The organism is Stappia sp. ICDLI1TA098 (assembly GCF_054880955.1).
The window spans coordinates 202,215-217,178 of record NZ_JBTZBT010000002.1 but is presented as its reverse complement, the minus strand read 5'-3'; the positions used below and the strand labels follow the sequence as shown (position 1 = coordinate 217,178).

The window sequence follows — 14,964 nt, the reverse complement described above, 5'->3', positions numbered from 1 at the left end:
TGATGGACGCCACAGCATGGGCACTGGTCGGCCTGATTCTGTTCTTTGTCGTGCTGGCCTATTTCAAGGTCCCTGGCATGATCGGAAGCTCGCTCGACAAGCGGGCGGACACGATCCGCAAGGAACTGGACGACGCGCGCAAGCTGCGTGAGGAGGCGCAGGCTCTCCTCGCCGACTATCAGCGTCGTCGTCAGGAAGCCGAAGGCGAGGCCGAGGGCATCATTGCCGAGGCCAAGCGCGAGGCGGACCGCATGACGGTCGAGGCGAATGCCGCCCTCGAGGAGATGATCGCCCGGCGCACGGTTGCCGCCGAGCAGAAGATCGCGCAGGCCGAGGGGCAGGCGATTGCCGAGGTCAAGGCACGCGCCTCCGACCTGGCCATCGAGGCCGCCCGTGCGATTCTGTCGAAGAAGGTCACCGGCGCGGTCAGCGAGAAGTTGCTCTCCGAGAGCATCGATGCGGTCAAGACCCGTCTGAACTGAGTTCGCCCCCGGGTGCCTGGCGCCCGCGCGGACGCGAAAACGCGAACGGCCCTTCGGGGCCGTTTTTGCGTTTCAGTGCGCTGTCTTTTCAGGGAACTGTCTTGCGGGGGCGATGCGGCCGCCGTCAGCGGTCTTTGTCGGGTGCTTTGCCGGCCGCGGCTGCAGCAGCGACCGGACGGAAGCTCATCCGGTGCAGCGGCGATACGCCGGCCTCGGCAAGCGCGGCGGCGTGTCGGGCCGTGCCGTAGCCCTTGTGGCCGTCGAAGCCATAGGCGGGCCAATGGGTCGCCATGCGCTTCATCAGCCGGTCGCGCGCGACCTTTGCGATGATGGAAGCGGCTGCGACGCACATCAGCCGGCCGTCTCCCTTGACGACGGCTGCGCCCGGAACAGGAAGCCCCGGCGGTACGTCGCGTCCGTCAATCAGGCAAAAGGTCGGGGACAGTGGAAGGGCGCGTGCCGCGCGCGCCATGGCAGCCAGGGTCGCTGCGCGAATGTTGCGCCTGTCGATGGTTTCCGGTGCCGCATAGGCAAGCGCCACATGGGCGCGTGCGCAGATCTCCTCGAAGAGCCTTTCGCGTTCGGCCTCCTTGAGCACCTTGGAATCGGCGAGACCGTCCGGCACGTCGCCCGGTACGAGGACTACCGCCGCCACGGCGACCGGTCCGGCCCAGGGCCCGCGCCCGGCCTCGTCGATGCCCGCGAGCCGATTGTCGAAGCGTGCCGCGATCCGGGCTTCCGCACCGGGGTCGATGGCGTCAGGTATCTCGAGCCGGTCGAAGAGCGGCATGGATCCGCGAAGGGTCATGCCTGCGCGTCGGGATAGGGGGGAGCGTGCCTCATCTGACGTTCCTGCCGCGAAACGCCGGCAAAGACAAGTACGGGCATCGCTGCGCGGAGGTGCGGCAAGCCGGTCACGACGCTGCGGTCAAAACAGTTGCAGCTGGACGCCGCCCGCGCGCGGCGCGAGGAAGGCGTCCTTGTTCAGCGCCCGCCGCTTGGCGTTCATGCCGATGCGTTTTGCCGCGAGCTGAAACCGGCGGCCAAGCTGCTCGGCATAGGGGCCCTCGCCCTTCATGCGCTTCTGCCACTGCGCGTCGTAATCCTTGCCGCCGCGCATCGAGCGCACGAGGTTCATGACATGGCGATAGCTGTCGGGGCGGTGCCGCAACAGCCAGTCGCGGAAGAGCGGGCTTACCTCGATAGGAAGGCGCAGCAGGATGTAGCCCGCCTCGCGCGCGCCTGCCTCGTGGGCGCTCTCCAGGATCCGCTCCATTTCCGAATCGGTGAGCGCCGGGATCACGGGGGCAACCATCACGCTTGTCGGTATGCCCGCCTCGGACAGGCCGCGGATGGCGGCGAGCCGCTTTTCGGGCGTTGCGGCGCGCGGCTCCATCGTGCGCGCCAGCTTGCGGTCGAGCGTCGTGATCGAGAGCGCCACCTTGACCAGGCCGCGCTCTGCCATGGGGCCCAGAATGTCGATGTCGCGAAGCACCAGCGCCGACTTCGTGACGATGCCGACAGGATGATTGCAGCGGTCGAGAACGGTCAGGATCTCGCGCATGATCTTCCACTGGCGCTCGATGGGCTGATAGGGGTCGGTGTTGGTGCCGATGGCGATGGTGCGCGGCGCGTAGCCGGGGCGCGACAATTCCCGCTCGAGCAGCTCCGCCGCGTTGGGCTTGACGGTCAGGCGGCTTTCGAAGTCGAGTCCTGGCGACAACCCGACATAGGCGTGGCTCGGCCTGGCGAAGCAGTAGACGCACCCGTGCTCACAGCCGCGATAGGGATTGATCGAGCGGTCGAAGGAAATGTCGGGCGATTCGTTGCGGGTGATGATCGTTCGCGCGCGCTCCTCGTGGACGTGGGTGCGCAGGGTTTCGATCTCGTCGAGCGTTCCCCAGCCGTCGTCGAAGATCTCGCTGCTTTCCCGCTCGTAGCGCCCGGCCATGTTGAGGCCCGCGCCGCGTCCGGATGCGCCGCGGGCATCGCCGGCGGGCGGCGCGCCGGGCTCCGGCGCCGGGGGAAGAGGAGGGGAAAGAGGACGCTGCGTCCTGCCCGTCTGCATTGCCTGTCTGCTCCTGATCGGCATCAGCCTGAGTCACGCCTAATAGTGTGAACATATCAGGAACAAATAGCGCTGAAAAGAGACCCGTGGAGGGGCGTGCCAGAAGACCTGCAGCACCGGCGGCCATGGAAAAGTGACGGACGCTCGCTTTCTGTGTAGGCGGCTATGCGAGACAAAGCTGCGCCATTGAAGCCGGTGCCTGATCTGAGGCTATGGCGACAGCATGGCCGCGCGCTGTAGAGCGGGCGGCCATGCCATGGGGTCGTGCAATGCGGCCGCCGGCGTTAGCAGGTCGGGCGCGGTCGCTCCGTCGAGCCGCCAATAAAGAGCATGACGGACGCGCGGGTCACGGCAGCAAGTCCGGCGCTGTAGATCGGGGCGACCGCGCCAAGTCCTTCCAGCAAGAGGCCGCCAAGTACGGCACCGCTCGCGATGGCAACTTGAAAGGCTGTCGACAGAAGCGCCCCCGCAGTTTCGGCCTGATCGGGCGCTGCCTGGGCATTCCAGCTCGATATCGCGACCGGGAACGTTCCGAAGCCGAGCCCCCAGATCGCGGTTGCGACGAAGATGATGGGCGTCGTGCTCCCCTGGCTGGCCAGAACTGTCGTTCCAGCCGCGATGACGAGCGCCCCGCCGGCGGCAGTCAGAGCGGGACTGCGGGAGGACAGCGCTCCGCCGATCAGGTTTCCGAAGAAACCGGCGACACCGAAGGTCAGCAGCACGATTGAGATCGTCTTTACGTCGAGCTGCGGGCCGGCTTCCAGGAAGGGCCGGACGAAGGAGATGCCGGCCGTGTTTCCACAAAGGACGAAGAACACGGTTGTCAGGCCTGTCAGCACTGCCGGGCGGCTCAAGGTCATCCGGAACGACGCGATGCTGGGCGGGGTGGCTGTCGGAAGCCTGGGGATCGTCAAAACCTGCCCGGCAAGGGCGATGAAAGCGACGGCCGCGGCCATCAAGAAGGCGGCGCGCCAGCTCAGGACATCGCTGAGATAGGCGCCGATAGGTGCGGCAATGACGTTCGCGACGGATACGCCGGTGAAGATGATGGACAGGGCCAGAGGAACCTTTCCACCCGGCACGAGGCGCATCGTCAATGCGATTGCCATGGCCCATGTCCCGCCAAGCGCAACGCCCAGCAAGGCGCGCGCGGCAAGCAGCACAGGCAGGCTGGGGGCCAGTGCAGACATCGAAGTGGCAACGAAGAACAGGATACCCAGAATTCGGACCAGTCTTTGCCGGTCGAGGTGTCCCGATCCGAGAACGAGCAGCGGGCCCGCCACGGCGGCGATGATCGCCGTGGCGGTAACGGCCTGGCCGGCGGCGCCGTCGCTGACGCCAAGCTCGGACGCCATGGGCGTGATGAGACCGATGGGGAGAAGTTCGGTGGTCACAAGGCCGAAGAGCCCGAAGGACAACGTGAAGACCGCAGGCCAGTTGGCCCTGGCCTCGACATCTCCGCGAGCGGGGGGCGGAGAACCGGAAATGGAATTGGATGACATTTTTCGTCTTCTGGCTTTGTGGTCGCTGTGGAGCGAGCTTGTACGACCTCGACTATGGTTTAGGTCAAGGGGAATCCTTGCGCGCTCTGGCCGTACGGAATGTGCTTGCCCGGTCGCACGGATGTCGCGATAAGCTGAAGTAATGTCGAGGTTTGCCAAGGTGCCAGCATGAAAACCGAACTGACTGTCGGAGAGATGGCCAGACGCTCGGGCGTCGCCATATCGACCCTGCACTTTTACGAGAAAAAAGGTGTGCTCAAATCGCGCCGGACCGCAGGCAATCAGCGGCGGTATCCACGCGGCCTCCTTCGGCTTGTCGCAATTATCCGAATAGCGCAGCGGGCAGGGATCTCTCTCGCCGAGATCAAGGAAACGCTGTCTTCCCTACCCGAAGACCGCGCGCCCACTGCTCAGGAATGGCGCGTATTCTCCGCGAGTTGGAAAGATCGGCTGGAGCAACGAATAAGGGCGCTCAGTCAGCTTCGTGACGACTTGCAGGGCTGTATCGGCTGCGGATGCCTTTCCATGGAGGCTTGCCCGCTGCGCAACCCCGAGGATGTGTTGGGAAAAGACGGAGTTGGCCCGGTCCTGTTGGACTGAGGCATTCCGCGCGCCCACGCGAATTTCGGGGGCCCAAAAAAATGCCGCCCGGAGGGGCGGCAGGTGCGTCGGGGGAGGTATTGGCAGGGGGAGAACTTCTGGAAAGCTGAAAAAAGGGGCAGGCCCCGCCTCCCACGTGGGACGAGTGGGAGGCGGAGCCTGTCTCGCAGCGCCGGTTAGCCGCCGCTGTTGGAGGTGAGCACCTCGAACTCGGCCTCGGAAAGCGAGCCGTTGCCGTCCGCGTCCGCTGTGTTGAAGGCCTCCTGGGTGAGATTCGGCATCGCCGTCGCGAGCTCCGCGATGGAGAGTTCGCCGTTCTGGTCGACGTCGATCTCCGCGAAGCTCGGGGCCTGTGCAAGGGCCGCGCCGGTGAACGAGGTGAGAGCGGCAAGCGCGATGATCGTCTTCTTCATGGGTGCCTCCTTTTGGTCAGTCTGCCGGTCTCCCCGTTGGGACTGGGAGACCGCAGGCCGGCGGTGGTGCCGTCCATGTGAAGCAAGGTGGCGGTCGGTGCGGGCGATAAATAGGCTGTCAAGGGGTAACAGTGGGGAATGATCGTGGCGGAACCTAGATGTGACTGAAATGTGATCTCGAGTTACTGTAATAATTACAGATGATAAAAACGCAGCGTCACATTGATGATTTCGGCCGGCGGAAAAACTACGTTCCGAAATCCCTGTTATTCATGACAGGGGGCGGGCATGACGATCTGGCGGCCGGACGGGCGACCAGACCCTGAGTGCGGCTCCGCGCGAAACGAAAAAGGCCCCCGGATCGCTCCGGGGGCCGGGGAGGCCAGGCGGGTGGGGCGGCGGCGGTCCGCCGCGCCCTCACAGTTCGAACTGATAGGTCTCCGGCGCCCAGCGGTAGCCCTCACCGGAGGACTGGATGTAGCCGATGCCGGGGAACGGCATGTGATAGCCGATGACCGGCAGGCGGTCGGCGGCGGCCATGTCGAAGATCCGCTTGCGCGTCGCTGCGGCCTGCGCCTTGTCCATGTCGTAGCGCACATGCCAGTCCGGCCGCTGCACGGAAACGACGAAGTGGTTGGCGACGTCGCCCCACACGAGCAGCCGCTGGCCTTCGCTTTCCAGGTGGAACGACATGTGGCCCGGCGTATGGCCGAAGGTGTCGATGCCGGAGATGCCGGAGACGACCGTGCCCTCGTTGCCGATGAAGGTGGTTTTCTCGGCAAGCGGCGTGACATTGGCGTGGACCAGCTTGGCGACGCCTTCGGTCGGGCCGGTCATGCGCGCCTCCGCCGACCAGAAGTCGTATTCCGACTGCCCGGTGACATAGCGTGCGTTGGCGAAGGTCGGCTTTCCGTCGCGCATCAGCCCGCCGATATGGTCCGGGTGCATGTGGGTCAGCACGACGACGTCGATCTGCTCGGGCGCATAGCCGGCAGCCCGGATCTGCTCGGGCAGGGACCCCGCCTCGCCACCAAGCCCGGTGTCGAAGAGCACGAGCTCGGACCCGGTGTTGACCAGCGTCGGGGTGAAGCCATTGACCATGCGCCCGCTTGGCAGGCTGTTGGCCGCCAGAAGCTCGGCGACGGCCGAAGCCTCCTGGTCGGTGCCGAAGGTGGGATGCGGCCCGTCCATCGCGCGCGCCGCATCGCGGAGTGTGGTGACCTCGAAGGCGCCGAGCTTGATGCGGCGGAAGCTGGGGGCGGAGGCGCCGAGCATCGGCGCTCCTGCGCTGGCGATGCGCGTCTGCGAGAGCAGCGCCGGCGCGGCAAGCGCCACCGTCGCCGCGCCGGCGATCAGGGTGCGGCGATTGACCGTCTGAAGCGTCATGGTCTGGATCCTCCCGGATGAGATGAAGTCGTCGCAGTCGAACCTAGGATGACTCATGCGCCAAGGGAGACCTTCTCACGAAACCGTGAAGGCTTTTGATGCCGTTGCGTCAGAGCGAGGGGATCTCAGGCTTCCCGCAGTTTGCCGCGCTTCAGGTGTTCGTCGAGCCTGGGCATGATCTCCACGAAGTTGCAGGGCATGTGCCGATAGTCGAGCTGCCACTTGAGAATGCCGTCCCAGGCGTCCTTGCAGGCACCGGGCGAGCCGGGCAGCACGAAGATGTAGGTCGCCCCGGCGACGCCGCCGGTCGCCCGCGACTGGATCGTCGAGGTGCCGATCTTATCGTAGGAAATGCGGTGGAACACCTCCGAGAAGCCGTCCATGCGTTTCTCGAGCAGCGGCTCGATCGCCTCCGGCGTCACGTCGCGCCCGGTGAAGCCGGTGCCTCCGGTGGAGATGATGACGTCGACGCCGGGATCCTCGATCCAGCGGTTGACCGCCGCGCGGATCCTGTCGACGTCGTCGGTGACAATGGCCCTGTCGGCGAGCCGGTGGCCGGCATCCTCGATCCGTGCGGCCAGCGTTGACCCGGACCTGTCCTCGTCCAGCGAACGCGTGTCGGAAACGGTCAGCACCGCGATATTGAGCGGAACGAAGGGGCGGCTGTCATCGATGCGTGACATGATCATGGATCCTTGCAGGCAGGGGTTTGCATCGCGGGCGTTGCCAAGAATAGGCTCGGGCCAGGTTCCGCGCCACAACGAAGACCGCCGCGCTCCGTCGCAGATGGGCAGGGCGTACCGGTGGATCAAGGGGCAGGCGCGGGCGCGGCGAGAGGGAGGCGCAAGGCGGCATGGACTGGTGGGCTTCCGTCGACGCCTATTGCGAGCGTCTCGATCCTGGCTTCTGGGCGGAGCCGGTCAACGCGTTGACCAACGCCGCCTTTCTGGTCGCCGCCCTGGCTGCCTGGGGGCTGGCAAGGGCACGCGGCCGCATCGATCCGGCTGTCGGCCTGTTGATCGCGATCCTTGCGGTCATCGGCCTGGGCTCCTTTCTATTCCACACGTTCGCCAACCGCTGGTCCGGTGTTGCCGATGTGCTGCCGATCGCGGTCTTCATTCACGTCTATTTCTATCTGGCGCTGACCAGGCTGCATGGCCTGTCGCGGCGGGTTTCCGCGTTTGCGACAGTGCTCTTCCTGCTCGGCGGCTTCGCCGTCGCGCGCCTGGCGTCGGGGCTCGGTTCTGGCGCTGGCTACCTGCCGGCGGCGCTGGCCATGCCGGGCGTCGCCGTCGCGCTTCGCCTGCGCGGGCTGGCCGGAGCCGGGTCGCTTCTCGCCGCTGCCGGCGTCTTCATCGTCTCGCTCGCCTTTCGCACAGCGGACGCGGCTGTTTGTCCTGCTTTCCCCCTTGGTACGCATTTCGTATGGCATTGCCTGAACGCCGTCGTGCTCTTCTTGTTGATTCGCCTGCTGATACGGGCGAAGGGTGAAGAAGCGACGGTGGCCGCGCCAACCGTTTCAACTGCCGAACCCTGGCCGGGCGCCGCCCCGGCCGCCGACCGCAAGCCCGAGTGACCCGCCATGACCGATGCGCCGAAGACAGCCCCGCACACCGCGACGAACCATGCCCGCGATCTTGATGAGGCGGCGCTGTTTTATCACAGCCACCCGCAGCCGGGAAAACTGGAGATCCAGGCGACCAAGCCGCTCGGCAACCAGCGCGATCTGGCGCTCGCCTATTCGCCGGGCGTGGCGGCGCCGTGCAACGAGATCGCCCGCGATCCGGCGATGGCGGCCTACTACACCGCGCGCGCCAATCTCGTGGGCGTGATCTCCAACGGCACGGCGGTTCTTGGGCTTGGCGCCATCGGGCCGCTCGCCTCCAAGCCGGTGATGGAGGGCAAGGCGGTGCTCTTCAAGAAGTTCGCCGGCATCGACGTCTTCGACATCGAGGTCGACGAGACCGACGTCGAGCGTTTCGTTGACGCGGTCGCGGTGCTCGAGCCGACCTTCGGCGGCATCAACCTGGAGGACATCAAGGCGCCGGAATGCTTCATGATCGAGCGCGCCCTGCGCAAGCGGATGAACATTCCCGTCTTTCATGACGACCAGCACGGCACCGCCATCATCGTCGCCGCGGCGGTCAAGAACGCGCTTGAGCTTGCCGGCAAGGACATCTCCAAGGTCAAGATCGTCACATCGGGCGCAGGCGCGGCCGCCCTTGCCTGTTTGAACCTGCTCGTCTCCCTCGGCGCTGCCCGGGAAAACATCTTCGTCACCGACATCGAGGGCGTCGTCTACGAGGGTCGCGAGAGCCTGATGGACGAATGGAAGTCGATCTTTGCCCAGAAGACCGACGCGCGCACGCTGGCGGAGGTCATTCCCGGTGCCGACGTGTTCCTGGGGCTTTCGGCGGCCGGCGTGCTGAAGCCGGCGATGGTCGCCTCCATGGGCGACAGGCCGCTGATCCTGGCGCTCGCCAATCCGCGCCCCGAGATCATGCCGGAAGACGCGCTCGCCGTGCGCAACGACGTGATGATGTGCACCGGCCGCTCGGACTATCCGAACCAGGTCAACAACGTCCTCTGCTTCCCCTATATCTTCCGCGGCGCGCTCGATGTGGGCGCGACGACCATCAACGAGGAAATGAAGCTCGCCGCGGTCACCGCCATCGCCGAGCTTGCCCGCGAGGAGCCCTCCGACGTTGCCGCCCGCGCCTATGGCGGCGTGACGGAGACCTTCGGTCCGAAGTACCTCATTCCCTCGCCTTTCGACCAGCGGCTGATCCTGCGCATTGCCCCGGCTGTCGCCCGCGCGGCGATGGAAACCGGCGTCGCGGTGCGTCCGATCACCGACTTCGACGCCTATAACGACCGGTTGAACCGCTTCGTCTTCCGCTCCGGGCTGATCATGAAGCCGATCATCGCCGCCGCGCGCGCCAGTGAGACCCGCATTGCCTATGCCGACGGCGAGGACGAGCGCGTTCTGCGCGCCGCCCAGGTGCTCATCGAGGACCAGCTTGCGCTGCCGATCCTGATCGGCCGTCCGTCGGTGATCGAGAATCGCTGCGAGCGCTTCGGTCTCAAGATCCGTCCCGGCGTCGACTTCGAGTACATCAATCCGGAGGACGACCCGCGGTACCGCGATTATGTCGACACTCTGTTCTCGATCGCCGGCCGGCGCGGTGTGACGCCGGAGGCCGCCCGAAACATCGTGCGGTCCAATCCGACGGTGATCGGCGCGCTCGCCGTACGTCGGGGCGAGGCGGATGCGCTGATTTGCGGGCTGGAAGGGCGCTATTCCAAGCACCTGGGCAATGTTCGCAGCATCATCGGCATGGCGCCCGGCGTTCAGGACTTTTCCGCCCTGTCGCTGCTGATCAATTCGAACGGCGCGACCTTCTTCACCGACACCTATGTCACCATCGACCCGTCGGCGCGCGAGATCGCGGAGATGACCCGTCTCGCGGCGGAGGAGATCAGCCTCTTCGGCATTACCCCGCGCGCCGCGCTGCTGTCGGCCTCCAACTTCGGCTCCCGCGACATGGCCTCGGCCGGCAAGATGCGCGAGGCGCTGGAGCTGCTGCGCGAGATCGCGCCGGACTTGCAGGTGGACGGTGAGATGCACGGCGATAGCGCGCTTTCCGAGGCGATGCGCAACCGTGTCATGCCGAACTCGCGCCTGACCGGGGAGGCCAACCTTCTGGTGTTCCCGTCGCTGGATGCGGCCAACATCGCCCTCAACCTGGTGAAGGTGATGACAGACAGCCTCCACGTCGGGCCGATCCTGCTTGGCACGGCGCAGCCGGCGCACATCCTCACCCCGTCGGTGACCTCGCGTGGCGTCGTCAACATGTCGGCCTTCGCGGCGGTGGAGGCGCAGACCAAGCGCCTTCAGGCGCAAGCCTGATCGATTTGCCGGCTTAGGCCGAAAGACAAGGCGCCGCGTCATGCAACCGTCGTCGGCATGATGCACTCTGAACGTGCCGGGGAGGCAGGTTCAGGTGGCAAGCATGTCGCATTATCTCGTGGTCTATGCCACGTCGGAGGGACAGACACGGAAAATCGCCGAGCGCATCGCGGCGCGCCTGAAGGCGGCCCGCGCGCAGGTGACGCTCGTCGATGCGCGCGCGGCGGCGGCTCTCGAGCTTGGCCTCTTCGACGCGGCCGTGCTTGCCGCCTCGCTGCATCTGGGACGCCACCAGGCAGAGATGGTCGACTTCATCCGCCTGCAGCGGGCGCGGCTCGAGCGGGTGCCGACGGCGTTCGTTTCCGTCAGCCTGTCGGCGGCGTCGATGCTTGCGGAGGATCTGGCCGACGCGCGCGCCGTGGTCGAGGATCTCTTCGATGAGCTGCATTGGGAGGCGACCAGCGTGCATCTTGCCGCTGGCGCCGTCCATGACAGCCGCATGGGCCTTCTCAAGCGCTGGGTCATTCACCGGATTCTGCGTGAGAAGGGCGTCGCGATGCCGGCGTCCGGCGAGCTGGAATTCACCGACTGGGCAGCGCTTGATCTTTTCGTCGACGGGTTCATCACCCGTGTTGTTCCCTTTGCCCGCGAGACCGCCTGAGATCTCGTGACCCAGCCAGCGTGCGTGACCGCGGGGGGAGGCGAAAAAGCAAAGGCCCCGCGCGGAGAACCGCCGGGGCCTTTTTCGTCATGTGGTGGCGAAGCGCCGGATCACATGTTCGGATAGTTGGGGCCGCCCGAGCCTTCCGGCACCGTCCAGGTGATGTTCCGGTTCGGGTCCTTGATGTCACAGGTCTTGCAGTGGACGCAGTTCTGCGCGTTGATCTGGAAGCGCGGCGCGTCTTCGCCCTCCTCGACCCATTCATAAACGCCGGCCGGGCAGTAGCGGTTCGACGGACCCGCGAAGACGTCGTGCTCGGATGCCTTCTGCAGTGCCATGTCCTTCACCTTGAGGTGGATAGGCTGATCCTCCTCATGGTTGGTGTTGGACAGGAACACCGAGGAGAGCTTGTCGAAGGACACCTCGCCATCCGGCTTCGGATAGGCGATGGGGGTGAAGTTCGCCGCCGGCTCCAGGCAATCCGAATCGCGCTTGCCGTGCTTCAGCGTGCCGAAGAAGGAAAAGCCGAACAGTTCGTTGGTCCACATGTCGAGCCCGCCGAGGAGCGTGCCGATCCGGGTGCCGAAGCGCGACAGCAGCGGCTTGACGTTGCGCACGCGCTTCAGGTCCTTGCCGATCTCGCCGGCGCGCCAGGCGCTGTCATAGGCGGCAAGCTCGGTGTTGGCCTCGCCGCGCGCGAGCGCGCCCATGACCTCTTCCGCGGCCAGCATGCCGGAGAGTATCGCGTTGTGCGAACCCTTGATGCGCGGCACGTTGACGAAGCCGGCCGAACAGCCGATCAGCAGGCCGCCGGGGAAACTCGTCTTCGGGACCGACTGGAACCCGCCCTCGGTGATGGCGCGCGCGCCGTAGGAGATGCGCTTGCCGCCCTCGAAGGTCTCGCGGATCGCCGGGTGCGCCTTGAAGCGCTGGAACTCGTCGAAGGGCGAGAGATAGGGGTTCTTGTAGTTCAGGTGGACGACAAAGCCGACCGCCACCTGGTTGTCCTCCAGATGGTAGAGGAAGCTGCCGCCGCCGGTCTTGTCGTCAAGCGGCCAGCCGAAGGAGTGCTGAACGAGGCCCGGTCGGTGCTTCTCCGGAGCGACCTGCCACAGTTCCTTGATGCCGATGCCGAACTTCGGCACATCGCAGGCGGCATCGAGCTCGTAGCGGGCGATCAGCTCCTTGGCGAGCGAGCCGCGCGCGCCTTCGCCGATCAGCACGTATTTGCCGCGCAGCTCCATGCCGCGCGTGTAGCCGGCGTTGGGCTTGCCGTCGCGGCCGACGCCCATGTCGCCGGTGGCGACGCCGACGACGCGACCGTCCTCGTCATAGAGCACCTCGGCGGCCGCGAAGCCGGGATAAACCTCGACGCCGAGCGCCTCGGCCTTCTCGGCAAGCCAGCGGCAGACGTTGCCGAGCGAGACGATGTAGTTGCCGTGGTTGTTCATCAGACCCGGCATAAGGAAGTTCGGCAGGCGCATGGAGCCGGCCGGCCCGAGCAGCAGAAAATGATCCGCGCTCACCGGCGTCTTGAAGGGCGTGTCCGCCTCCTCGCGCCAGTTCGGCAGCAGCCGGTCGATGCCGACAGGGTCGACCACCGCGCCGGAGAGAATATGCGCGCCGACTTCCGAGCCCTTCTCGAGCACGACCACGGACACGTCCGTCCCGCTTTCCTGCGCAAGCTGCTTGACCCGGATCGCCGCCGACAGGCCGGCAGGACCGGCGCCGACGATCACCACGTCGAAATCCATGCTCTCGCGTTCCGGCAGCTCGTCCGTCTCGGCCATGCCCGTCTCCCTCTTTTTCTGGCGCGTACCCGCTCTTTCTTTAGTGCAGTGCGAAAGCGCTCGCAATCCGCCTTGCCATAGTATCCGGCTATATGCCTTTGACGTAAGGGGAATGTGGCGCGCTTCTCCGCCGGCGTTGCGCGCGCGCGCCGGATGCGTCACAACAGCCCCATGGGACCGAGCCGACCGACCGACGGGGAGACTGCCTTCCCCCACGCCCCGCCGCCCGAGGTGGTGCGGGGGCTGGAAGCGCTCGTCGATTTCTATCTCGGCACCGGCGCGGATGCCTGGATCGGCGACGAGGCGGTTGACGCCTTCGCCCTGACGGAGCTTTCGCTTGCCGTGCGCAGCGCGCCTGCGTCATCGCGGGGCGCGCAAGGCGACGCGGGGGAGGGGGCGTCTTCCTTCCAGAACGAGCCCCTTGCCCGGCCGATGGAGCGCTCAGCGCCGAAAGCGCCGCTGACGCGCGAGCCTGCCCGAGCGATGCCCGCCCCGCCGGCGCAGGCCCGCGAAGGCGGCGAGATCCCGACCATTCCGGGCGACGAGGCCATCGCCACCGCGCGTGAGGCGGCGGCCACCGCCGGCAGCCTTGCGGAACTGCGCGATATTCTTTCCCGCTTCGAAGGCTGCAACCTGCGCCTCACGGCCAAGTCGCTGGTCTTTGCCGACGGCAATCCGCAGGCTGACGTGATGTTCGTCGGCGAGGCCCCGGGGCGCGAGGAGGACCGCTCCGGTGTTCCCTTCGTCGGCCGCTCCGGCCAGTTGCTCGACCTGATGCTGGCCGCCATCGGGCGCGACCGGTCGCAGGCCTATATCACCAATGTGGTGCCCTGGCGTCCGCCCGGCAACCGCACGCCGAGCCCGCAGGAAACCGAAATCTGCAAACCCTTCGTCATGCGTCAGATCGAACTGGTGCGGCCGAAGGTGCTCGTCTTTCTCGGCGGTGCCTCGGCCAGCGCGCTTGCCGGAACCCAGGAAGGCATCCTGCGCCTGCGCGGCCGCTGGCTCGACGTTCCGCTCGGGCCGGCCGCCGGAGGCGGGACGCTGCGGGCCATGGCGACGCTGCACCCGGCCTATCTGCTGCGCAACCCGATCCAGAAGCGCTATGCCTGGCGCGACTTCCTGGCGATCCGCGAGGCACTGGAAAGCGCCTGAACCCGTCGCGCGGCCCGCGTTTGCCGCGCGGTTCTTTGTATCGGCGCGGTTGCGTCCTATATCGTTGGGTGACGCTTTATCCTTTCCGACGCCGATTTCGAGGTTCGCCCGCGTGTTCAATCGCCTTCGCAAGTTTCTCCCCGGCAAACTCGGCAAGGTGCCGGTCACCGTGCCCGTCGTCCGCCTGAGCGGTGCCATCGGCATGGGAGCGCCCTTTCGCCCTGGCTTGTCGATGGCAACCGTTGCCCCGCTTCTTGATCGCGCCTTCGCGCTTGACGCGCCGGCGGTGGCCTTCGTGATCAATTCGCCCGGCGGTTCGCCCGTCCAGTCGCGGCTGATCCACGACCGCATCCGCCAGCTCGCAGGCGAGAAGAAGCGCGAGGTGCTGACCTTCATCGAGGACGTGGGCGCCTCCGGCGGCTACATGCTGGCGATTGCCGGCGACGAGATCCACGCCGATGCCAATTCCATCGTCGGCTCCATCGGCGTCGTCTCCGCCGGCTTCGGTTTTCCCGAGGCGATTGCCCGGCTTGGCATCGAGCGCCGGGTGCATACCTCCGGCGAGAGCAAGGCGATCCTCGATCCCTTCCGCCCCGAGCGCTCCGAGGATGTTGCCCATCTCAAGGCGATCCAGCAGGAAGTGCACGAGGATTTCATCGCCATGGTGAAGGCGCGGCGCGGCGACGTGTTGTCCGATGCGCCGGATCTGTTTTCCGGCCTGTTCTGGACCGGCCGCACCGCCCGCGACCTCGGCCTGGTCGACCGCCTCGGCGATATCCGCTCGACGCTGCGCGCCCGCTTCGGCGATGATGTGCGCATGCGGCTGATCGGCGGGCAGCGCTCGCTGTTCTCGCGCAAGCAGGGTGTTGGCGTCGGCCTTTCGGCCCTTGCCGCCGGCGCGCCGCTTGCCGCCGGCCTTGCCGGTGATACGCTGGCAACGCTTGAGGAACGCGCGATGTGGGCGCGCTACGGACTGTGAGCGCGCGAGCGCCCTGCC

The 14,964-nt window shown here is 66.4% G+C and carries 14 protein-coding genes; 7 read left to right on the top strand and 7 right to left on the bottom strand.

The features are described 5' to 3' along the window. The first annotated feature begins 2 nt into the window (after nucleotides 1–2). A complete protein-coding gene (locus tag ACSLUQ_RS11335; protein WP_417772426.1) occupies nucleotides 3–482 on the top strand; it encodes a F0F1 ATP synthase subunit B in 480 nt (159 codons plus the stop codon). Nucleotides 483–606: 124 nt separating this feature from the next. Here the strand turns inward: ACSLUQ_RS11335 and ACSLUQ_RS11330 are convergent, their stop codons facing one another. The 3 genes from ACSLUQ_RS11330 to ACSLUQ_RS11320 form a co-directional block, all read right to left on the bottom strand. Continuing rightward, nucleotides 607–1,290, bottom strand: a complete 684-nt coding sequence (locus ACSLUQ_RS11330) for a ribonuclease HII (protein WP_461808596.1) — start codon at nucleotides 1,288–1,290, stop codon at nucleotides 607–609. Between the two features lie 120 nt (nucleotides 1,291–1,410). Further along, a complete protein-coding gene (locus ACSLUQ_RS11325) occupies nucleotides 1,411–2,550 on the bottom strand; it encodes a PA0069 family radical SAM protein (RefSeq protein ID WP_461808595.1) in 1,140 nt (379 codons plus the stop codon). Nucleotides 2,551–2,834: 284 nt separating this feature from the next. Continuing rightward, nucleotides 2,835–4,052, bottom strand: coding sequence for an MFS transporter (locus ACSLUQ_RS11320; RefSeq protein WP_461808594.1), 1,218 nt, complete (start codon nucleotides 4,050–4,052; stop codon nucleotides 2,835–2,837). Nucleotides 4,053–4,220: 168 nt separating this feature from the next. Between ACSLUQ_RS11320 and soxR the strand changes: the two genes are divergently transcribed. Next, nucleotides 4,221–4,652 carry a redox-sensitive transcriptional activator SoxR gene (gene soxR, locus ACSLUQ_RS11315; RefSeq protein ID WP_461808593.1) on the top strand — a complete coding sequence of 144 codons (432 nt, stop codon included), beginning with the start codon at nucleotides 4,221–4,223 and terminating at the stop codon, nucleotides 4,650–4,652. Nucleotides 4,653–4,828: 176 nt separating this feature from the next. Here soxR and ACSLUQ_RS11310 read toward each other — a convergent pair whose 3' ends face one another. The 3 genes from ACSLUQ_RS11310 to moaB form a co-directional block, all read right to left on the bottom strand. Continuing rightward, complete coding sequence (locus ACSLUQ_RS11310) at nucleotides 4,829–5,065, bottom strand: hypothetical protein (protein ID WP_461808592.1); 237 nt, start codon at nucleotides 5,063–5,065, stop codon at nucleotides 4,829–4,831. Nucleotides 5,066–5,482: 417 nt separating this feature from the next. Continuing rightward, a complete protein-coding gene (locus ACSLUQ_RS11305) occupies nucleotides 5,483–6,451 on the bottom strand; it encodes an MBL fold metallo-hydrolase (protein ID WP_461808591.1) in 969 nt (322 codons plus the stop codon). 125 nt (nucleotides 6,452–6,576) lie between these two features. After that, nucleotides 6,577–7,134 carry a molybdenum cofactor biosynthesis protein B gene (gene moaB, locus ACSLUQ_RS11300; protein WP_461808590.1) on the bottom strand — a complete coding sequence of 186 codons (558 nt, stop codon included), beginning with the start codon at nucleotides 7,132–7,134 and terminating at the stop codon, nucleotides 6,577–6,579. A 170-nt stretch (nucleotides 7,135–7,304) separates the two neighbouring features. Here moaB and ACSLUQ_RS11295 point away from each other — a divergent pair, with 170 nt between their 5' ends. The 3 genes from ACSLUQ_RS11295 to ACSLUQ_RS11285 all read left to right on the top strand — a co-directional run bounded on the left by ACSLUQ_RS11295 (nucleotide 7,305) and on the right by ACSLUQ_RS11285 (nucleotide 11,022). Beyond that, nucleotides 7,305–8,027, top strand: coding sequence for a ceramidase domain-containing protein (locus tag ACSLUQ_RS11295; protein WP_461808589.1), 723 nt, complete (start codon nucleotides 7,305–7,307; stop codon nucleotides 8,025–8,027). 6 nt (nucleotides 8,028–8,033) lie between these two features. Further along, nucleotides 8,034–10,361 (top strand): NADP-dependent malic enzyme, encoded by a 2,328-nt coding sequence (locus ACSLUQ_RS11290; RefSeq protein ID WP_461808588.1) that lies wholly within the window; start codon nucleotides 8,034–8,036, stop codon nucleotides 10,359–10,361. Nucleotides 10,362–10,464: 103 nt separating this feature from the next. Then, nucleotides 10,465–11,022, top strand: coding sequence for a flavodoxin domain-containing protein (locus tag ACSLUQ_RS11285; RefSeq protein WP_417772436.1), 558 nt, complete (start codon nucleotides 10,465–10,467; stop codon nucleotides 11,020–11,022). 110 nt (nucleotides 11,023–11,132) lie between these two features. Here ACSLUQ_RS11285 and ACSLUQ_RS11280 read toward each other — a convergent pair whose 3' ends face one another. Beyond that, nucleotides 11,133–12,812 (bottom strand): electron transfer flavoprotein-ubiquinone oxidoreductase, encoded by a 1,680-nt coding sequence (locus ACSLUQ_RS11280; RefSeq protein WP_461808587.1) that lies wholly within the window; start codon nucleotides 12,810–12,812, stop codon nucleotides 11,133–11,135. 171 nt (nucleotides 12,813–12,983) lie between these two features. Here ACSLUQ_RS11280 and ACSLUQ_RS11275 point away from each other — a divergent pair, with 171 nt between their 5' ends. Then, nucleotides 12,984–13,967 (top strand): uracil-DNA glycosylase, encoded by a 984-nt coding sequence (locus tag ACSLUQ_RS11275; protein ID WP_461808586.1) that lies wholly within the window; start codon nucleotides 12,984–12,986, stop codon nucleotides 13,965–13,967. A 112-nt stretch (nucleotides 13,968–14,079) separates the two neighbouring features. Then, on the top strand, nucleotides 14,080–14,946 hold the full coding sequence (locus tag ACSLUQ_RS11270; protein WP_461808585.1) for a S49 family peptidase: 867 nt from the start codon (nucleotides 14,080–14,082) through the stop codon (nucleotides 14,944–14,946). The last annotated feature ends 18 nt before the right edge of the window (nucleotides 14,947–14,964 follow it).